The following is a 26,151-nucleotide window of genomic DNA, read 5'->3' as shown; positions in this document are numbered from 1 at the left end:
CCCCGGGGCGCCCGTCACCGGAAACGCACGAGGGCCCGGATGCCGGGGAGCATCCGGGCCCCGAGGATCTCGTCCGTTACGTACGGCTACGGCAGCTGTGCCGCCCGCGCCTCGCGACGGTTGTCACGGAACGTGTTCACCCGTCGCGCCGTGGCGAACAGCGGGATCACCGCGCCGAGCACCACCTGGAGCGCGCAGCCCGTCTGGAGCAGCAGCTGACCGCCGGGGGCGTCGAAGGCCCAGGCGGCGAGCAGCCCCATCGCGGCCACGATCCAGCTGAGCATCGCCACCGCGAGGATGCCCCGCGGCTTGGGGTACTCCACCCGGCTCACCATCAGCCAGGCCACCCCGATGATCGCGAGCAGGGTCGGCACGAAGGGCAGCTCCAGGAGCACGATCGAGACGACCGTCAGCGCTCCGAAGGGGCTCGGCATGCCCTGGAACATGCCGTCCTTCAGGGTCACGCAGGAGAATCTGGCCAGCCTGAGCACCACCGCCAGCAGGACGACGATCGCCGCCAGCGCCGAGACCCGCTGGTGGGCGTCGTCGGCGACCATGCCGTACACGAGCACGAAGTAGGCCGGTGCGAGCCCGAAGCTGATGAGGTCCGAGAGGTTGTCCAGCTCGGCGCCCATCGGCGAGGAACGCAGCTTGCGTGCCACGAGACCGTCGAACAGGTCGAAGATCGCGGCCATCAGCATGAGGATCACGGCGGTGGCGGCCGAGTGCCGGGCCATGCCCGTCTCGTCGCTGCCCGTGAGGTGCGGGATCAGAATGCCCGTGGTGGTGAAGTACACCGCCATGAACCCGCACGTCGCGTTACCGAGCGTGAGCGTGTCCGCTATCGACAGGCGCATCGACAGCGGCATGTCCTCCGTGCCGTCGACGTCGTTCTCGTCGTCGGCCTCCGGCACCCAGCCGGCCTTGGTATCGGGATCAATCACGGTCAATTCGAGTCACCCCCGCGGTGGTGGCCTGACCGACCTCGACCGCGACATCGATCCCTTCCGGGAGGTAGATGTCCACGCGCGAGCCGAAGCGGATCAGGCCGATGCGCTCGCCCTGCTCCACCTTCGTGCCCTCGGGGAGGTACGGCACGATCCGACGGGCGACCGCTCCCGCGATCTGCACCATCTCGATGTCGCCGAGCTCGGTGTCGAAGTGCCAGACAACGCGCTCGTTGTTCTCGCTCTCCTTGTTGAACGCCGGAACGAACCCGCCCGGGATGTGCTCGACCGACGTCACGGTGCCCGCCAGCGGCGCGCGGTTGACGTGGACGTTGAGCGGGCTCATGAAGATCGCGACGCGGGTGCGCCCGTCCTTCCACGGCATGATGCTCTGCACCACGCCGTCGGCCGGGGAGATGACCCGGCCGTCGGTGATCTCGCGCTCGGGGTCACGGAAGAACCACAGCATGCCCGCCGCGAGCGCGGTGGTGGGCACAGCCGCTGCTGCCCAGCGCCCCGACTTGCGGGCGCGGGCCAGGCTGAGGGCTGCGGTGGCGACGGTCGGCAGGAGCCACGGGGAGGCTCCGCGGGCGATGCGGACCCCGCCGCGGGATGCGGAGGAAGTGCTGTCGGGCATGAATGACCTTCGTAGCGGATGATGCCGCGCTGGCAACGGGGGACGGCGGCTTTCCGAAGATGCTATCGGTTGCCGGGCGCAACTGGGCAAGCCAGCAGCCGAGTCGGACTGTCGAACGCCGCCCGTCGAGGGTGACCCGGTGTGATGTTCTTCGCCACCAAATCACCCCAGAACGGACAATCAGCCCTGGAATCGGTACTCCTCCAGGAGGCGCCGGCCAATGATCATTTTCTGGATCTCGGCGGTACCTTCACCGATCAGCAGCATCGGCGCCTCGCGGTAGAGGCGCTCGATCTCGTACTCCTTGGAGAAGCCGTAGCCGCCGTGGATACGGAAGGCGTCCTCGACGACTTCCTTGCAGTACTCGGAGGCGAGGTACTTCGCCATCCCTGCCTCCAGGTCGTTTCGTTCCCCGGAGTCCTTTTTGCGTGCCGCATTCACCATCATCGCATGGGCGGCCTCGACCTTGGTGGCCATTTCGGCCAGTTTGAACTGGATCGCCTGGTGCTGGGCGATCGGTTTGCCGAAGGTCTGGCGCTGCTGGGCGTACGAAACGCCCAGTTCGAACGCACGCTGTGCGACACCGCAGCCACGCGCGGCGACATTCACCCGGCCGACCTCGACGCCGTCCATCATCTGGTAAAACCCTCGGCCCGTCGTGCCCCCGAGGACACGATTGGCCGGAATGCGCAGGTCGTCCATGATGAGCTCGGTCGTGTCGACGCCCTTGTAGCCCATCTTGTCGATCTTCCCGGGGATGGTCAGGCCGGGCCGGACCTCTCCGAAGCCGGGCTCCTTCTCCACCAGGAAGGTCGTCATCGACTTGTGCGGCGCGGTGCCCTCGGGGTGGCCTTCGTCACTTCGGGCCAGGACGGCCACCAACGTCGAGGTTCCGCCGTTCGTCAGCCACATCTTCTGGCCGTTGAGGAGGTAGTCGTCGCCGTCCTTCACGCCCTTCGACGAGATCGCCGAGACGTCCGAGCCGAGCGCCGGCTCGGACATCGAGAAGGCCCCGCGCACCTCGCCGAGCGCCATCCGCGGCAGGAACGTGTCCTTCTGCTCCTGCGTGCCGTGCTGCTTGAGCATGTAGGCCACGATGAAGTGCGTGTTGATGATGCCCGACACGCTCATCCAGCCGCGGGCGATCTCCTCCACGCACAGCGCGTAGGTGAGCAGCGACTCACCCAGCCCCCCGTACTCCTCGGGGATCATCAGCCCGAACAGGCCGAGTTCCTTGAGCCCCTCGACGATGTCCGTGGGGTACTCGTCGCGGTGCTCCAGCTGGGTCGCGACCGGAATGATCTCCTTGTCGACGAAATCCCGGACCGTGGCGAGGATTTCCCGCTGGATGTCGTTGAGACCGGCGGTCTGGGCGAGTCGCGTCATGGCTGCTTCTCCTGTGGCTTCACACGGATGTCCCCGAAGGGCTTCACGCGGTTACTGGGCAAGGCTTCGCACCGTTACTGGGCGGGGGTGGGACGGCCGGGCTGCTCCCCGCCGCGCTCCTTGATGTACGTCTCGGTGGGGACCATCACCTTGCGCCGGAAGACGCAGACGACCGTGCCGTCCTGTTTGTAGCCCTTGGTCTCCACGTACACGATGCCGCGGTCGTTCTTGGACTTCGACGGGGTCTTGTCCAGCACGGTCGTCTCGCCGTAGATCGTGTCGCCGTGGAAGGTCGGCGCGATGTGCCGGAGCGATTCCACCTCCAGGTTGGCGATGGCCTTCCCGGAGACGTCCGGCACCGACATGCCGAGCAGCAGCGAGTAGATGTAGTTGCCGACGACGACGTTCTTGCCGAAGTCGGTCGTCTTCTCCGCGTAGTTGCTGTCCATGTGCAGCGGGTGGTGGTTCATGGTCAGCAGACAGAAGAGGTGGTCGTCGTACTCCGTGACCGTCTTCCCGGGCCAGTGCTTGTAGACGGCGCCGACCTCGAACTCCTCATAGGTGCGTCCGAACTGCATGATCAGGCCTCCGGGGCTTCGAACTTGGACGTGCGCTGCATGCCCGCGGCCCGGCCCTTGCCCGCGATGACCAGGGCCATCTTGCGGCTGGCCTCGTCGATCATCTCGTCGCCGAGCATCGCGGAGCCCTTCTTGCCGCCCTCCTCGGAGGTGCACCAGTCGTACGCGTCGAGGATCAGCTCGGCGTGGTCGTAGTCCTCCTGCGACGGCGAGAACACCTCGTTCGCCGCGTCGACCTGCCCCGGGTGCAGCACCCACTTGCCGTCGAAGCCGAGGGCGGCGGCGCGGCCGGCCACCTCGCGGTAGGCGTCCACGTCGCGGATCTGGAGGAACGGGCCGTCGATCGCCTGGAGGTCGTGCGTGCGGGCCGCCATCAGGATGCGCATCAGGATGTAGTGGTAGGCGTCCGCGGGGTAGCCGGGCGGCTGCTGGCCGACGACCAGGGTCTTCATGTTGATCGAGGCCATGAAGTCGGCCGGGCCGAAGATCAGCGTCTCCAGGCGCGGCGATGCGGCGGCGATCTCGTCGATGTTCACCAGACCCTTGGCGTTCTCGATCTGCGCCTCGATGCCGATCCTCCCGGTCTCGAAGCCCATCGTCTTCTCGATCTGGGTCAGCAGCAGGTCCAGCGCCACGACCTGCTGGGCGTCCTGGACCTTCGGCAGCATGATGCAGTCCAGGTTGGGGCCCGCGCCCTCGACGACCGTGATCACGTCCCGGTACGTCCAGTGCGTCGTCCAGTCGTTGACCCGCACGACCCGGGTCTTGCCGCTCCAGTCACCGTTGTTCAGCGCGTCCACGATGTGGTGGCGGGCGCCCTCCTTGGCGAGCGGCGCGCAGGCGTCCTCCAGGTCCAGGAAGACCTGGTCGGCCGGGAGGCCCTGGGCCTTCTCCAGGAAGCGCGGGTTGGAGCCCGGCACGGCCAGACACGAGCGGCGGGGCCGCAGCCGGTTCACGGGGGTGGCGGGCGACGGGTGGGCGGGCGTGGTCATGCGGGGACCTCCAGAGGGTCGAGCTTGTTCGCTTTCCGGATCTCGTCGACGATACGGCCGATGATCTCCGTGATGCCGAAGTCCTTCGGGGTGAAGACGGCGGCCACTCCGGCTTCGATGAGTGCGGTGGCGTCGGCCGGCGGGATGATGCCGCCCGCGATCACCGGGATGTCCGGAGCCCCGGCCTCGCGCAGCCGGTGCAGCACGTCGGGGACCAGCTCGGCGTGCGAGCCGGACAGGATGGACAGGCCCACGCAGTGCACGTCCTCGGCGAGTGCCGCGTCGGTGATCTGCTCCGGGGTCAGCCGGATCCCCTGGTAGACCACCTCGAACCCGGCGTCCCTGGCCCGTACGGCGATCTGCTCGGCCCCGTTGGAGTGCCCGTCCAGGCCCGGCTTGCCGACCAGCAGGCGCAGTCGCCCGACACCCAGGTCCGCGGCGGTCCGGGTGACCTTCTCGCGGACCAGGGCGAGCGTGCTGCCCGGCTCCGCGGTGACCGCGACCGGGGCCGAGGAGACCCCGGTCGGGGCGCGGAACTCGCCGAAGACGTCCCGCAGTGCCCAGGCCCACTCGCCGGTGGTGACGCCCGCGCGGGCGCACTCGACGGTGGCTTCCATCATGTTCTCGGTGCCCGCGGCGGCCTTCTTCAGCGCGGCCAGCGCCTCCGAGGCCCGTGCCTCGTCGCGGTTGTCCCGCCACTCGTGCAGGGCCGCGACGACCCGGGCCTCGTTCTCGGGGTCGACGGTCATGATCGCGCCGTCGAGGTCGGAGGTGAGCGGGTTGGGCTCGGTGGACTCGTAGATGTTGACGCCGACGATCTTCTCGTCGCCCGCCTCGATCCTGGCCCGCCGGGCCGCGTGCGAGGAGACCAGCTCGGACTTGAGGTAGCCGGACTCGACGGCCGCCATCGCGCCGCCCATCTGCTGGATCCGGTCGATCTCCGCCAGCGACTCCTCGACCAGGGCGTCCACCTTGGCCTCGATGACGTGCGAACCGGCGAAGATGTCCTCGTACTCCAGCAGATCGCTCTCGTGCGCCAGCACCTGCTGGATCCGCAGCGACCACTGCTGGTCCCAGGGCCGGGGCAGCCCCAGCGCCTCGTTCCAGGCCGGCAGCTGCACCGCGCGGGCGCGGGCGTCCTTGGAGAGGGTGACGGCCAGCATCTCCAGGACGATGCGCTGGACGTTGTTCTCCGGCTGCGCCTCGGTCAGGCCGAGGGAGTTGACCTGGACGCCGTAGCGGAAGCGGCGCTGCTTGGCGTCGACGACGCCGTACCGCTCCCGGGTGACGCGGTCCCAGATCCGCCCGAAGGCGCGCATCTTGCACATCTCCTCGATGAAGCGGACGCCCGCGTTCACGAAGAACGAGATGCGGGCGACCACGTCACCGAACTTCTCCTCGGGCACCTGGCCCGAGTCGCGGACCGCGTCGAGCACCGCGATGGCGGTCGACATGGCGTACGCGATCTCCTGGACCGGGGTGGCCCCGGCCTCCTGGAGGTGGTAGCTGCAGATGTTGATCGGGTTCCACTTGGGGATGCGGTTGACCGTGTACGTGATCATGTCCGTGGTCAGCCGCAGTGAGGGCACCGGCGGGAAGACGTGCGTCCCGCGCGAGAGGTACTCCTTCACGATGTCGTTCTGCGTCGTCCCCTGGAGCCGGGAGGCGTCGGCCCCCTGCTCCTCCGCGACCACCTGGTAGAGCGCCAGCAGCCACATGGCGGTCGCGTTGATCGTCATCGAGGTGTTCATCTGCTCCAGGGGGATGTCCTGGAACAGCCGCCGCATGTCACCGAGGTGCGAGACGGGAACACCGACGCGGCCCACCTCGCCGCGGGCGAGGATGTGGTCCGGGTCGTATCCGGTCTGCGTGGGCAGATCGAAGGCGACCGAGAGACCCGTCTGGCCCTTGGAGAGGTTGCGGCGGTACAGCTCGTTGGACGCCTCGGCGGTCGAGTGACCTGCGTACGTCCGCATGAGCCAGGGCCGGTCCTTCTGACGTTCGTTCATCGGGGAACCTCAGACGTTGCGGAAGCGGTTGATGGCGTCGATGTGCTGCTCGCGCATTTCCTGGTCACGCACGCCGAGGCCCTCGCGGGGGGCCAGGGCGAGGACGCCGACCTTGCCCTGGTGGAGATTGCGGTGGACGTCGTACGCGGCCTGCCCGGTGTCCTCCAGGGAGTACGTCTTGGAGAGCGTCGGGTGGATCTTGCCCTTGGCGATGAGGCGGTTGGCCTCCCACGCCTCGCGGTAGTTGGCGAAGTGGGAGCCGATGATGCGCTTCAGGGACATCCACAGGTAGCGGTTGTCGTACTCGTGCATGTAGCCCGAGGTGGAGGCGCAGGTGGTGATCGTGCCGCCCTTGCGGGTGACGTAGACCGAGGCGCCGAAGGTCTCGCGGCCCGGGTGCTCGAAGACGATGTCGATGTCCTCGCCGCCGGTGAACTCGCGGATGCGCTTGCCGAAGCGCTTCCACTCCTTCGGGTCCTGGGTGCGCTCGTCCTTCCAGAACTTGTAGCCCTCGGCGTTGCGGTCGATGACCGCCTCCGCGCCCATCGACCGGCAGATCTCGGCCTTCTCCGGAGAGGAGACGACACAGATCGGGTTGGCGCCGCCGGCCAGCGCGAACTGGGTGGCGTAGGAGCCGAGCCCGCCGCTGGCGCCCCAGATCAGCACGTTGTCGCCCTGCTTCATGCCCGCGCCGTTGCGCGAGACGAGCTGGCGGTAGGCGGTCGAGTTGACCAGGCCGGGGGCGGCGGCCTCCTCCCAGCTGAGGTGCTTCGGCTTGGGCATCAGCTGGTTGGACTTGACGAGCGCGATCTCCGCCAGGCCGCCGAAGTTCGTCTCGAAGCCCCAGATGCGCTGCTCGGGGTCGAGCATCGTGTCGTTGTGGCCGTCGGAGGACTCCAGCTCGACCGACAGGCAGTGCGCGACGACCTCGTCGCCCGGGTTCCAGGCGTTGACGCCGGGGCCGGTGCGCAGGACCACGCCCGCCAGGTCGGAGCCGATGACGTGGTACGGGAGGTCGTGGCGCTTGGTGAGTTCGCTGAGCTTCCCGTACCGCTCCAGGAAGCTGAACGTCGAGACCGGCTCGAAGATCGACGTCCAGACGGAGTTGTAGTTCACCGAGCTGGCCATCACGGCGACGAGGGCCTCGCCGGGGCCGAGTTCGGGGACCGGCACGTCGTCGAGGTGGATCGACTTGCGGGGGTCCTTGTCGCGGGTCGCGAGACCGGCGAACATCTCCGCCTCGTCCTTGTGCACGGTGACCGCGCGGTAGGACTCGGGGAGGGACAGGGCCGCGAAGTCCGCGGCCGTGCTGTCCTGCGACTGAATGGCGTCCAGGATTTCCTTCACGGTGTTGCCTCCGGTGATGCGGCGTCGAGGGAACGCTTGAGGGGCCCTGCTGGCAGGGGGAGCGGTGCGGTGTGGAGGTGTTGCCGTCGGTTCGGCAGGTGGAGCTGGCTTTGCTCGGTGGAGCAGAAGGTGCCTGTGACGCAGGCGTCCGGGCGCGCAGCACGGTGGTTGCGGGGACAGCCGGCGTACGGGTGAGGTCCCCGTACGCCGGCCGCCCGGACACCTTCAACGTATGGCACTCCGTGACACCTGACAAGGCACCCAGTGCCAACAATTTCTCTCACTTGTCATCTCGTGGGCACGCATGAGCAACACGATGGGCGTTACGAGACGTTCTGTCCTGCTGGCAGGCGGTCAGCGAGCCGGGCGGTACACATACGGCGTCGTCGTTCCGAACGCCGTGAAGCCGAGCCGGGCCAGGATCGGGGCCGACATACCGCTCGCGTCGACCTGGAGGTGGCGGTGGCCTCGCTCGGCGGCGATCCGGGCCCGGTACGCCACCAGGGCCCGGTAGAGGCCCCTGCCGCGCCAGGCGGCGACCGTCCCCCCGCCCCAGAGCCCGGCGAACCCGGTGCCCGGATGCAGCTCCAGCCGCCCGGAGCAGACCGGCTCGCCGTCGCCGTCCACCGCCACGACCGCCACGAAGTCCTCGGGCGCCCGCTCCAGCCGCTTCACCACCTGGTGCAGCAGCCGTCTCCCGTCCGTGCCGAACGCCCGCTCATGGGCCAGCGCCATCAGCTCCGCCCCCGCCGCGTCCGTCACGGGGCGCAGGGTGACGCCGTCGGGCAGGGCCACCGGCCCGGTCAGCGACTCGGCCGGAGCCACCAGCAGCGTCTCCGGCGGCCCGGGGGCGAACCCGGCGGCCCGCAGCCGGCCGCCCAGATCGCCGGGCCGGTCGTGCGCGTACAGCTTCCACTCGAACTCCGGCAGGCCGAGCGCCGCGCAGTGCCCGATCTGCGCCGCGATCGCCGCGTCGGCCCCCTCGGCGTCCAGATCCGGGGACGACCAGACGACCCCGTTCCAGTCGTCGGGGCCGCCCACCTGGCGGACGACGGGACCAGCCCGCTCGACCCGGACACCGGGGCCGTCGGGACGGGCGTGCTCGCGCATCGCGCGGTCGTACAGGGCGCGTACCTCGTGGACGTCCACATCACTTCTCATCCGGGCAGCTCAGCACGGCGGCGCGCGGCGGGCGAGCGGATTCCCGGGCCGGCCCACGCGTCGAACGCGCGGCCCGGGGCAGACGGAACCGCGCAACGATCTTGAAATCGGCAGGAAGCAGGGGTGGGCGGCGATGGGCATATCCATGCGCAGACGGAGCATCCGGGACCGGCGTACCTCCTTCGACCTCCGGCGCACCACCTTCGGCTTCGCCCTGGTCGCGCTGGTCGTCGCGGGCGGCGGCATGACGGTGCGGGCGGCCTGGCACAGCGCGCTGCGCGATCCGGTGGCGGCCGTGCTCCTGGCGGCCGCGATCCTCGGCGCCGGCACCGTCGCGGTGCTCCGCCGCCGTCGCGCCCGGCGGGTCGCGGCAGCCGTGACCGAGGCCGCGTACGACATCGTCGACACCGGTCTCGCGGAGCTGGACGCCGCCGCCGAGGCCGCCCGGACCCAGGACCCGGACGCACCGCCGGAGGCCGCCCACCCCGTCGACTACACCCAGCTGGACCCCTACGCCTTCGAAGAGGCCGTCGCTGAACTGTGCCGACGCGACGGCTGCGCGGACGCCGGGGTGGTGGGCGGCGCGGGCGACCTCGGCGCCGACGTGCTCGCCACCACCCCGGACGGCCGCCGCCTCGTCGTCCAGTGCAAGCGCTACGGCACCGGCAACCGGGCCGGGTCGCAGGACCTCCAGCGCTTCGGCGGCACCTGCTACGCGGTCCACGCGGCCGAGGTCGCGCTCGTCGTCTCCACCGGCGGCTTCACCGAACCCGCCCTCGACTACGCCGAGCAGTGCGGCATCCTCTGCTGCGGCCCCGAGGAGCTGGCCGCCTGGGCCGGGGGCGGGGCGCCGCCCTGGGAGCCGGCAGCGGCGGTCCCCGAGGAGCCGCGTGCCGGTCTCAGCGGTCCTTGAGCGCCTGCTGGATCGTCCGCATGACCTCGTCCAGCGGGGCGTCCGTACGCGCCACCGCGACGAGCACCTCGCCGTCCGCGGCCACCGAGGCGGCCGGGACCCGCTCGGGCTCGGCCTGCGCGGTCCGGCCGGCCCCGATCCCCGTGCCGAAGGTGTCGCGCACGATGGCGAACGCCCGGTCGAGCTGGGCCTCCACATCGCCCTGGCCGCCCGCCCGCAGCCAGCGGCGCAGCACGTGGTTGTGCGCGGTGACGACGGCGGACGCGGCGACCTCCGCGAGCAGCGGGTCGTCGTTGCCCACATGGTGGTCGCGCTCGTCGAAGTGGCCGAGGAGATAGCGGGTGAACAGCCGCTCGTAGCGGGCCACCGACGCGATCTCGGCCTCCCGGAGGGTCGGCACCTCACGGGTGAGTTTGTAACGGGCCACGGAGACGGCGGGCTTGGCCGCGTACATCTTCATGACTTCCTTGATGCCGCGGCAGACGGTGTCGAGCGGGTGCTCGTGCGCGGGGGCGGCGTTCAGAACGGCCTCGGCCCTGACGAGGGTGTCGTCGTGGTCCGGGAAGATGGCCTCTTCCTTGGAGCGGAAGTGGCGGAAGAAGGTCCGGCGGGCGACGCCCGCGGCGCCCGCGATCTCGTCGACGGTGGTCGCCTCGTAGCCCTTCGTGGCGAAGAGCTCCATCGCGGCGGCGGCCAGTTCGCGGCGCATCTTGAGCCGTTGGGCGGCCGCCCGCGTCCCCGCGGTGGTCTCCGGGGCGTCGGTCGCGGCGGTGGCACGGGGTGACTTGGCGGGCTGGGACATGGCATGAACGTAACCCATCGGTGCAGGAGAGCGCGCCTGCGGGGGCGGGCCGCCGGAGGGCCCCAGCAGCCCGCCCCACCCGGCCCCCGGGTCAGCGACGGGCATATTCGCGGAAGCCGCGCCCCGTCTTGCGGCCGAGGCAGCCCGCGGCGACCAGGTGCTCCAGCAGCGGCGCGGGCGCCAGGCCCGGGTCGCGGAACTCCCGGTGCAGCACCTTCTCGATGGCCAGCGAGACGTCCAGGCCGACCACGTCGAGCAGTTCGAACGGGCCCATCGGGTAGCCGCCGCCCAGCTTCATCGCCGCGTCGATGTCGTCCAGCGAGGCGTAGTGCTCCTCGACCATCTTGATCGCGTTGTTGAGGTACGGGAACAGCAGCGCGTTCACGATGAACCCGGCCCGGTCCCCGCAGTCCACCGGGTGCTTGCGGATCTTCGCGCACACCGCGCGGACCGTGGCGTGCACGTCGTCGGCGGTCAGGACGGTGCGGACCACCTCCACCAGCTTCATCGCGGGCGCCGGGTTGAAGAAGTGCATCCCGATGACGTCCTCGGGGCGTGCGGTCGCCCGCGCGACGGCGACGACCGGCAGCGAGGAGGTGGTGGTGGCGAGCACCGCGCCGGGACGGCAGACCTTGTCCAGGGCGGCGAACAGCTGCTGCTTGATCTCCAGGTCCTCGGCGACCGCCTCGACGGCGAGGTCGACCTCGGCGAAGGCGTCCAGCGAACCGGCCGCCGTGATCCGCCCCAGCGTCTCGTCGCGGGCCTCGGCGCTCAGCCGCCCCTTGCTGACCGAACGCTCCAGCGACTTCGCGATCCGGCCCTTGGCGGTGTCCGCCTTCTCCTGGCTGCGGGCGGCCAGGACCACGGTGTACCCGGCCTTCGCGAAGACCTCCGCGATCCCGGAGGCCATGGTCCCGGAGCCCGCGACGCCCACCGACGCCACCTCGCGCCCCGCGCCCGCCTCGGCGCCGGACGCAGGGGTCAGCGCGTCGGGCACCACGTCCTGGCCGCCCGGGGCGTCGTACGTGTAGAAGCCGCGCCCGGCCTTCCGGCCGGTCAGGCCCGCGCTGCCGAGCTGCCCGAGGATCGGGGCCGGGGCGTGCAGCCGGTCGTGGGACTCGGCGTACATGGCCTCCAGGACCGTGCGCGCCGTGTCGATGCCGATCAGGTCGAGCAGGGCGAGCGGGCCCATCGGCAGCCCGCAGCCCAGCTTCATCGCGGCGTCGATGTCCTCGCGGGAGGCGTAGTTCGCCTCGTACATCGCGGCGGCCTGGTTGAGGTAGCCGAAGAGCAGCCCGTCAGCGACGAATCCCGGCCGGTCGCCGACCGCGACGGGCTCCTTGCCCAGCTCCCGGGCGAGCCGGGTGACGGCCTCGACGGCGGGCGGCGCGGTCAGCACCGAGGAGACCACCTCGACCAGCTTCATCGCGGGCGCCGGGTTGAAGAAGTGCAGGCCGAGCACGCGCTCGGGGCGCTGCGACTCGGCGGCCAGCCGGGTCACCGACAGCGCGTTGGTGCCGGTGGCCAGGATCGTGGTGGGGGAGACGATCGCGTCCAGCTCCCGGAACACCTGCTGCTTGATCTCGTACGACTCCGGCACCACCTCGACGACCAGCTCGGCATCGGCGGCGGCCTGGAGCGTGTCCGCGGTACGGAAGCGGGCGAGCGCGGCGGCCCGCTCCTCCTCGGTGATCCGTCCGCGCGTCACGGCGCGCGCGGTGGACGCTTCGAGGGAGGCGACGGCCCCGAGGGCGGCCGCCTCGCTGATGTCGATGCCGATGACCTCGCGGCCCGCCAGGGCCAGGACCTCGGCGATGCCGGTGCCCATGGTGCCGAGGCCGACGACGGCGATGGTGGAGAGAGGGGTGTCCATCACGGGACTCCAGGGTGAGTGACGACTGGGGGAGCACAGCGCGCGCGGCGATGAGGGAGCGGCGCGCGGTGTACGGAAGCTGCGTGTCGTGGAGCACGGGGCCGAGGCGCGAGGAGCGCGCCCGGCCGGGAGGGGGGACGGACTCTGTCCCGGAGTCACGTCGCACATGGAGCCGAACCGACAGGCACTCCGGGTGGCTGCGTCACCAGGCCACCGGAGTCTGCGGGGAGTGTGCCCCGCTCAGATGAGATTAACTGGCGGGTAACGAGCGCGCCACCCCTGGGTCCGTGTGCCCTGGGCCACACGGGCTCGGCCGTCCCGCCCCGTACGGAGTGTGTCCGTCGATACGCTGAGTGTCATGGATGACGTCAGGGACGAGGAGTTCCGTTCACTCGTGGACCGGCTGGAGCCCGAGGCGGCCGGATCGCCGCGGTACGCCCGGCTCGTCGCCGCCGAGGACCCCGAGGAGCTGGCCCGCGTCCTCGTGGAGCCGCACCAGCCGCTGTGGGCGCGCGAGATGGCCGCCTTCCGGCTCGGCTGCGCGGGCGACCGGCGGGCCTTCGAGGCGCTGGTGCTCCTGCTCAACCACCGCGACCCCGAACGCTGCGTCTCCGCCGCCCACGCCCTGGCCCGCCTGAACGACCCCCGCACGCCCCGGGCCGCCGCCGCGCTCGCCACCAACGCCCTGCGCACCGCGTACGCGCTGCACCCGGTGCGCCTGCTGACCGACCTGCGGGCCCCCGAGTCGGTGCCCGCCCTGGTCGCCACGCTGCAACGCCTGCTGGCCCCGGGCGAACCCCACTGGCGCGTCGCCCTGGCCTGCGTCGAGGGGCTCGGCCGGCTCGCCGACGAACAGGCCCGCCCGGTCCTCACGGCGGCCCTCCCGCATCCACGGCTCGGCGCGGCAGCGGCTGCGGCGCTCAGCCGGCTGCCGGGGGAGTGAGCGCAGACGGGGGCGGCGTGCCCGGGGCGCGGGCGGAGCCCGTCCCGTCCGGACGCGGCCGCGACAGCCGGCCCGGTGGGGGTGCTGTCGCGGCCGCGGACCCGCATCGACGCGGGCGGCTCAGTGGCGGAAGCCCAGCAGGCCGTGCAGGCGGCTGCCCTTGCTGTTGTCCACCGACTGCGCCGCCGCCTTCTCGGCGGGCAGCGGCTTCGGGTCCGGCAGGGCGGTGCAGACGGCGTCCGCCTCGCCCCGGCCGCGCGGCACCGTGCCGTCGGTCAGATAGGCCGCCAGATGCTCGTCCAGACAGTCGTTGCCGCTCAGCGTGATGCCGTGGTTGCCGCCGCCCTCCTCCACGACGAGGCTGGAGCCCTTGAGCTTGCGGTGCATGCTGACCGCACCGCCGTACGGGGTCGCCGCGTCGTTCGTGGCCTGGAGGATGAGGGCCGGGGGCAGCAGGCGGTTGTTCACCCGGACCGGGTTCAGCGGAGGCACCGGCCAGTTCGCGCACGGCGCGTTGTACCAGGTGTTGTTCCAGGTCATGAACGGCGCCTTCTTGTGGATCCGGCGGCTGTCGTTGCGCCAGGTGCTCCAGTGCTCGGGCCAGCCGGCGTCGCGGCACTGGACGGCCGTGTAGACCGAGTAGCCGTTGTCGCCGCTCGCGTCGACCGCGCCGAAGTTCTCGTACACCTCGACCAGCGCCTCGGCGTCCCCGTCCTTCGCATACGCGGCGAACGCCTCCGCGAGGTAGGGCCAGTAGCCGTTGTAGTAGCCGCCGGGCAGGAAGGCGTCCTCCAGCTCGCTCGCGCCGACCGTGCCGCCGGCGGGCTTGCGCGCCACGTCCGCCCGCATCCGGTACCAGGCGGCCTCGACCCGTGCGGGGTCGGTGCCCAGGCCGTACGCGGCGTCGTTCTTCGCGACCCAGGCGGCGAAAGCCTTGTGCCGGTCGTCGAACGCGTAGTCCTGGCCGAGGTTGCCCTCGTACCAGACGCCGTCCGGGTCGACGACCGAGTCCAGCACCAGCCGGCGCACCCGCTCCGGATACAGCTGGGCGTAGACCGCGCCGAGGTACGTGCCGTAGGAGTAGCCGAAGTAGTTGAGCTGCCGGGAGCCCAGCGCCCGGCGGATCACGTCGAGGTCCTTGGCCGCGCTGACCGTGTCCATGTACGGCAGCACGTCGCCGTGCTTCTCACCGCAGGCCCGCGCGAAGGCCTCGGCGCGGTCGCGGTTGATCCGCTCCGCCCGGTAGGACGTCGGCACCGAGTCCGGGCGCACCGCGTCGAAGTGGCCGGGCAGGCAGTTCAGGGCGGGGCTGCTCTTGCCGACGCCGCGCGGGTCGAACCCGATCACGTCGTACTGGGCGGCCACCTTCTCGGGCAGCGAGGACGCGACGAACCCGGCCATCGACAGGCCGCTCCCGCCCGGGCCGCCCGGGTTGACGAGCAGCGGGCCCTGGAAGGTCTTCGCGGTGTGCGGGACGCGGGACAGGGCGAGCGTGATCTGACGGCCCGACGGGCGGCGGTGGTCCAGCGGGGCGCGGACCTTCGCGCACTGGAGCGTCGGGTAGTTCTCGGTCGGGCAGTCCGTCCACTTCGGCTTCGGGGCGGGCTGCGTGGTCGCCGCCGTGGCGGCGGCCGGGCCGGGCGCCGCGGTCAGCAGACCGGCGACGGTCGCGCCGACGGCGACCAGAATTCCTGCACGTTTCGTCATGGGGCCTCCCGGAGTGGCGGGACGCGGCGCCGGATCACCGGTCCCCGCCGCATGCTCCCCGAATTCCCCCGCGGAAGGGTCCGTTCCGCGCGGACTCGACCCGTACGGTCACGCCATCAGCCCCATCAGCCCCATCAGCCCCATCAGCCCCATCAGCCCCATCAGCCCGGCCAGCATCGTCAGGCCCGTCAGGTCCATCGGCCCGCCGGCTGACGCGGGGCAGGCCCGGTGGGGCCCGCCCCGCGTTCCGCACGTACTACTCCGGCCGGTCGGCGTCCGGGTCGTCGGGCCGGTGGTCCGGGAAGGCAGACCCGGCGGTCGCCTCGTGGTGGAGCCTGAGGAACTCCAGATGCCGCTCGTACTGGTCGAGGGTGTCGGCGATGAGCTGCTCCCGGGTGTAGTCCATGACGTCGTAGCCCTGGTTGCCCTCGGCGAGCTGCACCTCGTAGCGCACGTAGCTGTCGTGCGTGCTGATCGACCGGGTGGCGAACCCGGGGGTGGGCCGTTCCACGGGCCACACCCGGTAGACGAACTGGTCGCGCGGCCCGATCGGCACCATGATGCCGACGTGCGGGAGTCCGCTCTCCTCCTCGGTCCCTGAGGTGATCTCCGCCTCCGCACCCTGCTCCCGCAGTGCCTGGGCCACCTCCTGGAAGGCGGGTCGGCACACCTCATCGACGAAGCGTGCCCCCGCCCGCGGGCCGGGGAAGGACATCGCCCGGGTCAGGCGCTGGCGCCAGGTGCGCGTCGCCGCCACGCCCGTCTGCGGTGTCCTCCCGGAGAGGGAGGCCGGCAGGGTGGCGGTCAGGGCCTCCTCCCTCATCCGTTCGGAGCGCAGCGCCAGATAGAGCCCCGCCATGATCAGGAACATCACGAACGAGAAGGGCAGGCCCATGATGATCGTCGCGTCGGTCAGCGCCTGGACCCCGCCCACGATCAGCATGGCGAGGGTGAGCAGGCCCGTCGTGACCGCCCAGAAGATGCGCAGCCAGGTCCGCGCGTCGGTGACCGGGGTGGGCAGGTGGGAGCTGAGGTTCCCCATCACCAGGGCTCCGGAGTCGGCCGAGGTCACGTAGAGCAGGAGACCGACGAAGGTGGCCAGGCCCGCGCTGAAGGTGGCCCCGGGGTAGAGTTCCAGCAGCCCGTAGAAGGCCTGCTCGGGCGAGTTGAGCGCGGTCTCCCCGAAGGCGGCGTTGCCGTCCCGGACGACGAACAGGGCGCTGTTGCCGAACACCGCGAGGAACAGCCCGGTGAACAGGAACGGGATGATCAGCGTCGCGGCGACGAACTGGCGCAGCGTGCGCCCGCGGGAGATCCGGGCCAGGAACAGCCCGACGAACGGCGCCCAGGCGATCCACCAGGCCCAGAAGAACAACGTCCAGGCGTCCAGCCACTCGGTGGGCTGGTCGTAGGCGAAGGTGTTCAGCGTCATCGAGGGGAAGCCGCTGACGTAGTCGCCGATGTTCTGGACCAGGGCGTTCAGCAGCTGGAACGGTTCGCCGACCACCAGGATGAACAGCATCAGGAGTACGGCGAGGAGCACGTTGAGCTGCGACAGCCGGCGGATGCCCTTGTCGACGCCGGCCACGGCGGAGACGGTGGCCATCACGACCGCGACGCCGATGAGGCCGATCTGCGCGGGCAGCCCCTCCGGCACGTCGAAGAGGAACTTCAGCCCGTAGTTGAGCTGGACGACGCCGATGCCGAGTGACACGGAGATGCCGAAGACCGTGCCGATGATGGCCGCCAGGTCGACGGCGTCGCCGATCTTCCCGTGAATGCGGCGGCCGATGATCGGGTAGAGCGCGGAGCGGATGGCGAGCGGCAGCTTGTACCGGAAGGCGAAGTAGCCGAGCGCCATGCCCATCAGCGCGTACATGGCCCAGCCGGTGATGCCGTAGTGGAACAGCGTCCACACCACGGCCATCCGCGCGGCCTCCAGCGACTCGGGGTCCCCCTCGGGGGGCGCGAGGTAGTGGCTCACCGGTCCGGCGACGGAGAAGAACATCAGGTCGATGCCGATGCCCGCGGCGAAGAGCATCGCCGCCCAGGCGAAGAGCCCGTAGTCGGGCTTGTAGTGCTTGGGGCCCAGCTTCACGGTGCCGTACTTCGACACGCCGATGAAGAGGACGAAGAGCAGGTAGAGGGTGGCGGCCAGGAAGTAGTACCAGCCGAACCAGTCGGAGATCTTGTCCACCACCACCCCGATGACGTCCTCGGCGCCCGAGGGGGTGACGATCGCCCAGATCGAGATGGCCAGGATCAGCACGGCCGAGCCGTAGAAGACCAGCGGCTTGAGTGTGCCGGAGCCCTCCTCCTCGGGTTCGGCCGGCTCCTCGGGGGCGTATCCGGCGTTCCTGCCTCCTACGGTCGACACTGACGGCTCCCTTCTGCTGGATGGCGGGTCACTGGGCGGCCCCCCGTACGGAGGTGCGGCCGCTGATCAGGTCCGCGGCGCGCTCGGCGACGAGCAGCACGGTCACCATCGGGTTGATCGTCGGCATGGTCGGGAACACCGAGGCGTCGACGATCCGCACACCGTCGACGCCGCGCAGCCGCAGAGCGGGGTCGCAGACGGCCATCGGGTCGTCCGGGGCGCCCATGCGGCAGGTGCCGGCGGGGTGGTAGACGGTGTGCGCGACACGGCGGCCGTACTCCGAGAGGTCGGCGTCGGAGGTCACCCCGGGGCCCGGCGCGACCTCGCGGACGAGCCAGTCGCGCAGCGGCGCGGTGGCCGCGACCTCGCGGGCGACCTTCAGCCCGTCGACGATGGTGCGCTCGTCGTGCCCCTCGGGGTCCGTGAAGTAGCGGAAGTCCAGCGCGGGGTGCTCCGCCGGGTCCGCGCTGCGCAGCCACATGCGGCCGGTGGAGCGGGCGCGCGGCACGTTCGGCGTCATGCACACCCCGTGCTCGGGGACGGGGTAGCCGAGCCGCTCGGTGTTGACGGTGAACGGCACCTGGTAGAAGTGGAACATCAGGTCGGGGCGGGGCTGTCCGGTGTCGCGGCGCAGGAAGAGCCCGGCGTCGGAGTCCATCGCCGAGTTGGGCGGCAGCGGACCGTCGGTCTCCCAGACGATCACGGACTCGGGGTGGTCCAGCAGGTTCTCGCCCACGCCGGGCAGGTCGACCCGCACGTCGATGCCCAGCCGCCGCAGGTCCTCGGCAGGCCCGATCCCCGACAGCATGAGGAGCCGTGGGGTGTCGACGGCCCCCGCGCACAACAGGAGTTCCCGCTCGGCGCGCAGGACGGCCTCACCGCCGTCGGCCCCGCGGACGGCCACCCGGGTCAGCCGCCCCGCGTCGTCCGGGAGCAGCCGGTGCGCCCAGGTCTCCAGGCGGACGGTGAGGTTGGGCCGGTCGAGGACGGGGTGGAGGTAGGCGACGGAGGCGGAGGAGCGCAGGTTGCCCTCCGGCTGGTAGGCGAGGGAGAAGAACCCGGTGCCCTCCGAGAAGGGCTGGGCGTTGAAGTCCTCGATGACGGGGACGCCGAGGGCACCGGCGGCCGCGGTGACGAAGTCCTTGGCGATCGGGTTCCGGTCGGCCTCGGCCACGGGGACGATGTTCGTCCGGAGCCGGTCGCGGTAGGCCAGGACCGTCGCGGGGTCCCAGCCGTCGCAGCCGCGGGCGACCCAGTCGTCCAGGTCCTCCGGGAGCGGCAGGAAGCTGATCAGGGTGTTGTGGGAGGAGCAGCCGCCCAGGACGCGGGCGCGCGAGTGGAGGATGTGCGAGTTGCCGCGGGGTTGCTCGACGGTGGTGTAGCCGTAGTCGAACTCCGAGCCGAGCAGGTTGATCCAGTTGCGCAGGCGCAGGATGCGGTCGTCGCCCACGTCGCTGGGCCCGCCCTCGACGACGCAGACGCGGCAGTCGGGGTCCTCGCTGAGCCGGGCGGCGAGCACGCAGCCGGCGGTGCCGCCGCCGACGATCACGTAGTCGTAGGCGGACTCGGCGCCGTTGGGGGTGGTGGAAGCCATGGTGTGTCCTTCGTCGGGGCCGCCGGTGGCGGGCGGCGGGGTGGTGCTCGGTCAGCCCTTGAACCATCCGGTGGGGGAGGGGCTGAGGTTCTGGTAGATGTGCTTCGCCTCCTGGTATTCGCGCAGGCCGGTGGGCCCGAGTTCGCGCCCGACGCCGGAGAGGCCGAAGCCGCCCCACTCGGCCTGCGGGACGTAGGGGTGGAAGTCGTTGATCCACACGGTGCCGTGCCGCAGCCGCCCGGCGACGCGCTGGGCGCGGCTCGCGTCCGACGTCCACACGCCGCCCGCGAGGCCGTAGCGGGTGTCGTTGGCCAGTTCGACGGCCTCGTCCTCGGTGTGGAACCGCTCGACGGTGACCACCGGTCCGAAGACCTCCTCCTGGACGATGCGCATGGTGCGGTGGCAGTCGGCGAAGACGGTCGGCTGGAGGAAGTAGCCGCGGCTGAGGGCGGGATCGGCGGGGCGGCCACCGCCGGTGACGACCCGGGCGCCCTCGTCGCGGCCCACCGCGATCATGCGCTCGACCTTCTCGCGGTGCTCGGCCGAGCTGAGTGGTCCGCTCTCGGTGCCGTCGTCCATGCCGTTGCCGAGCCGGATCGCGGCGGCACGGCGGGCGAGGGCCTCGACGAACCGGTCGTGCAGCGAATCCTCGACCAGGAGGCGGGAACCGGCTGAGCAGACCTGTCCGGAGTGGAGGAACGCGGCGTTGAGCGCGTTGTCCAGGGCGGCCTCGACGTCCGCGTCCGCGAAGACCACGTTGGGGTTCTTGCCCCCCAGCTCCAGGGCGACGTTCTTGGGTCCGTCGGCGGCACCGGCCATGATGCCGCGCCCGGTGGCCAGCCCGCCGGTGAACGACACGAGGTCCACCTCGGAGTGATGGGTGAGGGCGGCGCCGACGGTCGCCCCGGAGCCGAGCACCAGGTTGGCGACCCCGGGGGGAGCTCCGGCCTCGGCGATGAGCCGGACCATGGCGATGGTGGTGAGGGGGGTGGTCTCACTGGGCTTCAGGACGAAGGTGTTGCCGGCGGCCAGGGCCGGGGCCACCTTCCAGGAGGCCTGCAGCAGGGGGTAGTTCCAGGGGGCGATGAGCGCGCACACGCCGATCGGCTCGTAGACGACCCGGCTGAGGACGTCGGGGCCCACGTCCACGACCCGGCCGCCGTCCTTGTCGGCGACCTCGCCGAAGTAGCGGAAGGCGTTCGCCACGTCCTCGACGTCGATCCGGGCCTCGGCCAGGGTCTTGCCGGTGTCGAGGGTCTCGGTGCGGGCGATCTCCTCCCTGTCGCGCAGCAGCAGGTCGTGCACACGGAGCAGCACGTCGGCACGGCGGCGGGTGGGGGCGCCGGCCCAGTCGGCCTCCTCGAAGGCCCGCCGGGCGGCGCGTACCGCGCGGTCGACGTCGTCGGCGTCGGCCTCGTCGACGGTGGTGACGACGGAGGCGTCGAAGGGGTTGATCACCTCGCGCCGGCCGCCGGCCGCCGCCGGTGTCCACTCACCGCCGATGTACAGCTCGCCCACCCTGGGTCTCCTTCGTGTCCGGCTGGTGCCGCGCCGATCGACCCGACGGTCAGCAACATGGCCCAAACCGGTCCGCCGACCTACGGGACGCACCGCGACGCACGCGAGCCGGTGGTCCAGGCACCCGGGCGGGCTAACGCGGGCGCCCCGCCGGGCGTGCGCGGGAGGTGGGCGAGCCTGCCCGGACGGGGCGTCGTACGAGGCCGGACGGGACACCGGTGTACGTGAAGCGGCCGGGCGCGGGACGCCTTCCCCGTGACGGCCCGTGTCCTGTGCCGCGAGGAGGCAGGTGACAGTGGCGGTGGCGGTGGCGGTGGCGGTGGCGATGTGTCGATGCGTTCGCTGCGTGGGGCGGGCGCGGTGCTGTGCTGTTGCCTGCGCGCGACGCCATGACGCCTCAGCTCTGCCCCGGCGGTTCTGCCGACGACGCGTCGGCCCACGACGACGGCGACGAGCACGTGTTCTCCCGGTCGTGCGCGGCAGGCCATCGCCCCCTGGGGCGCGGCCACGGGGCCGCACCCGCGAGGCGCGCACCGCCTAACGTGTGGGTCCCCTGCACGAGCCGCTACCGGACCGGGAGGTCCCGACCATGGCCAGCAAGTTCACCGAGCTCTCGATCGACTGCGCCGACCCCGCCGCCCTGGCCCGCTTCTGGTGCGCGGTCCTCGGCTACGAGGTGCAGGACGTGGAAGAGGAGGAGGGCGTCGTCAGCATCGGCTCGCCCGGGGTGCCCGAGGGGAAGAGCCGCCCCGGGCCGGTGCCGCCGACGCTGACCTTCGCGCGCGTCCCCGAGGGCAAGACCGTCAAGAACCGGCTGCACATCGACGTCAACCCCACCGACCGGGAGCAGGGCGAGGAGGTCGAGCGGCTGCTCGCGCTCGGCGCCCGGCGCGCCGACGTCGCGCCGGAGGGGGCGAGCTGGGTCGTCCTCACCGACCCGGAGGGCAACGAGTTCTGTGTCCTCGGGACCCGCTGCCCCTGATCGCCCCCGGCGTCCGGCGGCCGGATCCGCTCCGGGACCCGATTTTGAGCGGCCGCACCCGAGGTGGTTGGCTCAGCTCACCCCCCGAACCACGGACAGCTGGAGGAACAGCCATGGCGCAGGTCGAGGCCACCACGGAGCGGATCATCGCGGCGGACGCGGACACGGTGTTCGACGCGCTGGCCGACTACAAGGACGTCCGCGGCAAGGTGCTGACCGGGCACTTCAGCGAGTACGAGGTCCGGGAGGGCGGCGACGGCGAGGGCACCCTGGTGCACTGGAAGCTCCAGGCCACCAGCAAGCGCGTCCGCGACTGCCTGCTGGAGGTCAGCGAGCCGACCGACGGGCAGCTCGTCGAGAAGGACCGCAACTCCTCCATGGTCACCACCTGGACCGTGACCCCCGCCGGCGAGGGGAAGTCCAAGGCCGTCGTGGTCACCGTCTGGGACGGCGCGGGCGGCATCGGCGGGTTCTTCGAGCGGACCTTCGCCCCCAAGGGCCTCGCCCGCATCTACGACGAGCTCCTCCAGAACCTCGCCACCGAGGTCGAGAAGTAGGACCGACCCGTGATCGGGGGCCGGTCCGTCCGGCCCCCGCGCGACGACCGGCCTCACCGGAACGGGTGGTTTTCCGGGGCGACCGGTTGTGCGCCGTAGTGGCTCTCACCGGCGCATAAGCCCTCTGTGCGCGCCGCGTACGCCCCTCGTCACGTTTGCCCCGCCTTGCCGCACGGTGCGACAAATGGGCGGCGCAGGTGCGACGAGGGGAGCGTTTCGTGGTGGGCGGTATCACGCTGGTGAAGGACGGGCCGGACGGCACGGGACCCGACGGCACGGGACCCGACGGCACGGGACCCGACGGCACGGGACCCGACGGCCCGGCTCCGGACACCACGACGGCGCGCGCCGGGACCGCCGCACCACCCCCGCCGCCTCCTCCGGCCGGACCCGGACCGGGCGGCGCGGCAGCGGAGATCAGCCCCCGCAGGGTCCGCATGGTCTTCCTGGGGCTGATGCTCACCCTGCTGCTCGCGGCGCTCGACCAGATGATCGTCGCCACCGCCCTGCCCGGAATCGTCGGCGAGCTGCACGGCCTGGAGAAGATGTCCTGGGCGGTCACCGCCTACCTCCTCGCCTCCACCATCGTCCTGCCGCTCTACGGCAAGCTCGGCGACCTCTTCGGGCGCAAGGGCGTCTTCCAGTTCGCCATCGTCGTCTTCATCATCGGCTCCGCCCTCGCGGGCTGGTCGCGCACCATGGACGAACTGATCGCCTTCCGCGCCCTCCAGGGCATCGGCGGCGGCGGTCTCATGATCGGCGTCCAGGCGATCATCGCGGACATCGTCCCGGCCCGGGAGCGCGGCCGCTACATGGGCCTCATCGGCGCGGTCTTCGGCCTGGCCTCGGTCGCCGGACCCCTGCTCGGCGGGTTCTTCACCGACCATGCCTCCTGGCGCTGGTGCTTCTACATCAACGTCCCCTTCGGGCTGGTCACCCTGGCCGTCATCGCGGTCGTCCTCAAGCTGCCCCGGCCCGCCGTACGCCCCCGGCTCGACGTCCTGGGCGCGGTGCTCCTCGCCGCCGCCTCCACCTGCCTGGTGCTGGTGACGAGTTGGGGCGGCACCGAGTACGCCTGGGGCTCGCGCACCGTCCTGGGCCTCGCGGCGGGTGCGGTCGTCACGACGGTGCTCTTCGTCGCCGTGGAGCACCGAGCCGCAGAACCGATCATTCCGCTGCGGCTGTTCCGCGACTCCGTCTTCAACGTCACCGGCCTGATCGGAGCGGTCGTCGGCATCGCGCTCTTCGGGGCCGCCAGCTACCTCCCGACCTACCTCCAGATGGTCGACGGGGTCAGCGCCACCGAATCGGGGCTCCTGATGCTCCCGATGATGCTGGGCATCGTCGGCGGCTCCATCGCCTCGGGTCAGCTCATCACCCGCACCGGCCGCTACCGGATCTACCCGATCGTCGGCAGCGCCGTCTCCGTGGTCGGCATGGGGCTGCTGTCCCTGCTGGAGGCGGACACCTCCCCCCTGGCGTACAGCTTCTACCAGGCCGTCCTCGGCCTCGGCATCGGACTGGTGATGTCGGTTCTCGTGCTCGCCGTGCAGAACTCCGTACGCCCCGGCGACCTCGGCACCGCCACCAGCGCCAACAACTACTTCCGGCAGATCGGCGGCAGCGTCGGCGCGGCGATCTTCGGCACGCTGTTCGCCGGGCGGCTCTCCGACGCGCTGGGCGTGCGCCTGCCCACCGGAGCGGAGCTCCCGGACCCCGAGTCGATCACCCCGCAGATCGTCCACGCGATGGAACCCGCGCTGCGCGACGCCTACATCCAGGCCTACGTCGACGCGATGCCCCGCATCTTCCTCTACCTCGTGCCGGTGCTCGTCCTCGGCCTGATCCTCGCCTTCTTCCTCAAGGAGAAACCGCTGGTGTCCCACCACAGTCCCGAAGCCGCCGCCGAGGCCCCGACCACGCAGATCCCCGCCGCCCGCGCCGACTCGGGCCGGCCCGCCCCCGGTCACCTCTCCGGGGTCCCGGTGCACGGCAGCGTCCAGCACCCCGACGGCACGACCGTCCCCCGGGCCGCCCTCACCCTGATCGACGTCCAGGGGCAGCAGATCGGGCGCGGGGCCAGCGGCGAGGACGGGCGGTACGCGCTGAGCGTTCCCGGCGCCGGCTCCTACGTCCTGATCGCCGCGGCGGGCGGCCACCAGCCGCAGGCCGTCAGCGTCACCGTGGGCGAACGCCCCGTCGAGCTGGACGTGGTGCTCGGCGGCGCCGGACGCCTCGCCGGATCCGTGCTCACCCCCGACGGCGGACCCGTACACGACGCGGCCGTCACGCTCACCGACGTACGGGGCGAGGTCGTCGCCTCGACGCGTACGGGCCGCGAGGGCGGCTATGTCATCGGCGAGCTGATCGCGGGCGAGTACACGCTGGCCGCCAGCGCCCCCGCCTTCCGGCCCGCCGCCCTCCCGGTCAGCGTGCAGGCCGCCCGCGAGACCCGGCAGGACATCGAACTGGCGGGCGGGGCCGTCCTGCGCGGCGTGGTCCGGGCGACCGGCAGGCGGCCCGTCGAGGACGCGCGGGTCACGCTGCTCGACGCGGCGGGCAACGTGGTGGACACCCTCACGACCGGGTCCGACGGGTCGTTCCGGTTCGTCGACCTGTCGTCCGGCGAGTACACCGTGATCGCCGCCGGATACCCGCCGGTCGCCACCGTCCTCCAGGTCGCTGGCGGCGGCCGTACCGAGCGCGACCTCCAGCTGGGCCACGAGGACTGAGCGGTACGGGGCGGGGAGCCGGTGTCGGTGGCCGGTGGACGTTGAGGGCCTGGTGGGACTTCAGGGGCCGGTGGGACGTCAGGGCTGAGCGGCCGTCGGGACGTCAGGGCTGAGCCCGCACCGACTCCTCCCGCACAGGGTTCTCCCGCACCGGCTCCCGCACCAGCTCCCGCACCGGCTCCTCCTGCACCGAGCCCTCCCGCTCCGGCTCCTCCCGCACCAGCCGCATCAGCGACCGGGCCCCCGGGCTCAGGCTCCGCGCCCCCGGCAGCACCGCCACGCTCTCGTAGACCGCCCGGTGCGCACCCGCCAGCCCCACCGCGACCAGCCGTGCCGCCTCCGGCTTGCGCGAGAAGTGGTGCGGCACCACCGCGATCCCCAACCCCTCCTGCACCAGCTCCAGCAGGCTGTGCACGTCGTTGACCTCCAGGCCCACCGTCCGCCGCACCCCCGCCGCGGCGAACGCCTCATCGGCGGCCCGGCGCGGCCCCCAGTCCGGATGGAAGTCGATGAACGACGCCCCCGGCAGCTCCTCCCACGCCACCTCGGCCCGCCCCGCGAGCGGATGCCCCGCCGCGCACAGCAGCACCATCGGCTCCCGGGCCAGTGGCACCAGCTCCCCGCGCCACTCCGCCGGGGCGACCGTCGCCGCGAACGCCAGGTCCAGTCGCCCGCCCGCCACCCCGTCCAGAAGACTGCTGGTCCCCTCCTGGCGCAGCCGCAGCTCCATCTGCGGGTGCTCCCGGTGGAACGCCGCCAGCAGCCGCGCCGGACTCACCCCCGCCACACACTGCTCGACCCCCACCGTCAGCGTCCCGCGCAGCAGCCCCCGTACCGCGTCGACCGCGTCACGGGCCGCCCGCGCCCCGGCCAGCGTGCGCTCCGCCTCCACCAGCAGCGCCCGCCCCGCCTCGGTGAGCCGTACCGAGCGGGTGGTGCGGCTGAACAACGGGGTCCGCAGCTCCTGCTCCAGAGCCCGTACGGAGGCGGAGAGCCCGGACTGCGATACGGAGAGGCGCTCGGCGGCGCGGGTGAAGTGCTGCTCCTCCGCCACGGCGACGAAGTGCTCCAGCTGACGCAATTCCATGATTGAGCA

At 71.6% G+C, this 26,151-nt stretch carries 20 protein-coding genes; 5 read left to right on the top strand and 15 right to left on the bottom strand.

All coding sequences use genetic code 11. The features are described 5' to 3' along the window. Positions 1-86 precede the first annotated feature (86 nt). The 8 genes from pssA to KME66_RS04005 all read right to left on the bottom strand — a co-directional run bounded on the left by pssA (position 87) and on the right by KME66_RS04005 (position 9,057). Complete coding sequence (gene pssA, locus KME66_RS04040) at positions 87-914, bottom strand: CDP-diacylglycerol--serine O-phosphatidyltransferase (RefSeq protein ID WP_178379156.1); 828 nt, start codon at positions 912-914, stop codon at positions 87-89. Positions 915-936: 22 nt separating this feature from the next. Beyond that, complete coding sequence (locus tag KME66_RS04035) at positions 937-1,584, bottom strand: phosphatidylserine decarboxylase (protein ID WP_006128707.1); 648 nt, start codon at positions 1,582-1,584, stop codon at positions 937-939. A 180-nt stretch (positions 1,585-1,764) separates the two neighbouring features. Beyond that, entirely contained in the window at positions 1,765-2,970 is a 1,206-nt protein-coding gene (locus KME66_RS04030) for an acyl-CoA dehydrogenase family protein (RefSeq protein WP_073229035.1), read from the bottom strand. Positions 2,971-3,044: 74 nt separating this feature from the next. Then, positions 3,045-3,548: a MaoC family dehydratase gene (locus tag KME66_RS04025; RefSeq protein ID WP_073229032.1), complete on the bottom strand. Its 504-nt coding sequence runs from the start codon at positions 3,546-3,548 to the stop codon at positions 3,045-3,047. Positions 3,549-3,550: 2 nt separating this feature from the next. Then, positions 3,551-4,540, bottom strand: a complete 990-nt coding sequence (locus KME66_RS04020) for a CoA ester lyase (protein ID WP_073229027.1) — start codon at positions 4,538-4,540, stop codon at positions 3,551-3,553. Further along, the gene (locus tag KME66_RS04015; RefSeq protein WP_073229023.1) at positions 4,537-6,549 is read right to left on the bottom strand and encodes a protein meaA; all 2,013 of its coding nucleotides are present in this window, start codon (positions 6,547-6,549) and stop codon (positions 4,537-4,539) included. The genes KME66_RS04020 and KME66_RS04015 overlap by 4 nt, the downstream gene beginning before the upstream one ends. Before the next feature lie 9 nt (positions 6,550-6,558). Further along, a complete protein-coding gene (gene ccrA / locus KME66_RS04010; RefSeq protein ID WP_073229018.1) occupies positions 6,559-7,896 on the bottom strand; it encodes a crotonyl-CoA carboxylase/reductase in 1,338 nt (445 codons plus the stop codon). Between the two features lie 354 nt (positions 7,897-8,250). Further along, positions 8,251-9,057 (bottom strand): GNAT family N-acetyltransferase, encoded by an 807-nt coding sequence (locus tag KME66_RS04005; RefSeq protein ID WP_216318990.1) that lies wholly within the window; start codon positions 9,055-9,057, stop codon positions 8,251-8,253. Between the two features lie 133 nt (positions 9,058-9,190). Here KME66_RS04005 and KME66_RS04000 point away from each other — a divergent pair, with 133 nt between their 5' ends. Continuing rightward, entirely contained in the window at positions 9,191-9,970 is a 780-nt protein-coding gene (locus KME66_RS04000) for a restriction endonuclease (protein ID WP_216318987.1), read from the top strand. On the opposite strand, the gene KME66_RS03995 is transcribed toward KME66_RS04000, so the two are convergent. After that, positions 9,957-10,772 carry a TetR family transcriptional regulator gene (locus KME66_RS03995; RefSeq protein ID WP_216318984.1) on the bottom strand — a complete coding sequence of 272 codons (816 nt, stop codon included), beginning with the start codon at positions 10,770-10,772 and terminating at the stop codon, positions 9,957-9,959. The genes KME66_RS04000 and KME66_RS03995 overlap by 14 nt on opposite strands. Positions 10,773-10,863: 91 nt before the next feature. Beyond that, a complete protein-coding gene (locus KME66_RS03990) occupies positions 10,864-12,645 on the bottom strand; it encodes a 3-hydroxyacyl-CoA dehydrogenase family protein (RefSeq protein WP_216329074.1) in 1,782 nt (593 codons plus the stop codon). A 334-nt stretch (positions 12,646-12,979) separates the two neighbouring features. Here KME66_RS03990 and KME66_RS03985 point away from each other — a divergent pair, with 334 nt between their 5' ends. Next, on the top strand, positions 12,980-13,588 hold the full coding sequence (locus KME66_RS03985) for an adenylosuccinate lyase (RefSeq protein ID WP_073229000.1): 609 nt from the start codon (positions 12,980-12,982) through the stop codon (positions 13,586-13,588). 120 nt (positions 13,589-13,708) lie between these two features. Here the strand turns inward: KME66_RS03985 and KME66_RS03980 are convergent, their stop codons facing one another. The 4 genes from KME66_RS03980 to KME66_RS03965 all read right to left on the bottom strand — a co-directional run bounded on the left by KME66_RS03980 (position 13,709) and on the right by KME66_RS03965 (position 20,784). After that, complete coding sequence (locus KME66_RS03980) at positions 13,709-15,295, bottom strand: alpha/beta hydrolase (protein ID WP_073228997.1); 1,587 nt, start codon at positions 15,293-15,295, stop codon at positions 13,709-13,711. A gap of 256 nt (positions 15,296-15,551) precedes the next feature. Then, a complete protein-coding gene (gene betT / locus KME66_RS03975) occupies positions 15,552-17,672 on the bottom strand; it encodes a choline BCCT transporter BetT (protein ID WP_216318981.1) in 2,121 nt (706 codons plus the stop codon). A 28-nt stretch (positions 17,673-17,700) separates the two neighbouring features. Then, positions 17,701-19,266, bottom strand: a complete 1,566-nt coding sequence (locus KME66_RS03970; RefSeq protein WP_216318978.1) for a GMC oxidoreductase — start codon at positions 19,264-19,266, stop codon at positions 17,701-17,703. 51 nt (positions 19,267-19,317) lie between these two features. Continuing rightward, positions 19,318-20,784: an aldehyde dehydrogenase family protein gene (locus KME66_RS03965; protein ID WP_216318976.1), complete on the bottom strand. Its 1,467-nt coding sequence runs from the start codon at positions 20,782-20,784 to the stop codon at positions 19,318-19,320. 589 nt (positions 20,785-21,373) lie between these two features. On the opposite strand from KME66_RS03965, the gene KME66_RS03960 reads away from it, so the two are divergent. From KME66_RS03960 to KME66_RS03950, 3 genes are all read left to right on the top strand, one after another. Continuing rightward, positions 21,374-21,766 (top strand): VOC family protein, encoded by a 393-nt coding sequence (locus KME66_RS03960; protein ID WP_216318973.1) that lies wholly within the window; start codon positions 21,374-21,376, stop codon positions 21,764-21,766. A 113-nt stretch (positions 21,767-21,879) separates the two neighbouring features. Beyond that, a complete protein-coding gene (locus KME66_RS03955; RefSeq protein WP_030582936.1) occupies positions 21,880-22,323 on the top strand; it encodes an SRPBCC family protein in 444 nt (147 codons plus the stop codon). 218 nt (positions 22,324-22,541) lie between these two features. Further along, on the top strand, positions 22,542-25,055 hold the full coding sequence (locus KME66_RS03950; protein ID WP_216318970.1) for an MFS transporter: 2,514 nt from the start codon (positions 22,542-22,544) through the stop codon (positions 25,053-25,055). Positions 25,056-25,158: 103 nt separating this feature from the next. On the opposite strand, the gene KME66_RS03945 is transcribed toward KME66_RS03950, so the two are convergent. Further along, entirely contained in the window at positions 25,159-26,142 is a 984-nt protein-coding gene (locus KME66_RS03945) for a LysR family transcriptional regulator (RefSeq protein ID WP_216318967.1), read from the bottom strand. Positions 26,143-26,151 lie beyond the last annotated feature (9 nt).

The organism is Streptomyces sp. YPW6, from assembly GCF_018866325.1.
Lineage (GTDB): Bacteria > Actinomycetota > Actinomycetes > Streptomycetales > Streptomycetaceae > Streptomyces.
Note: the sequence above shows the minus strand (reverse complement) of the source record. Positions and strands in the feature narration are given on the sequence as shown.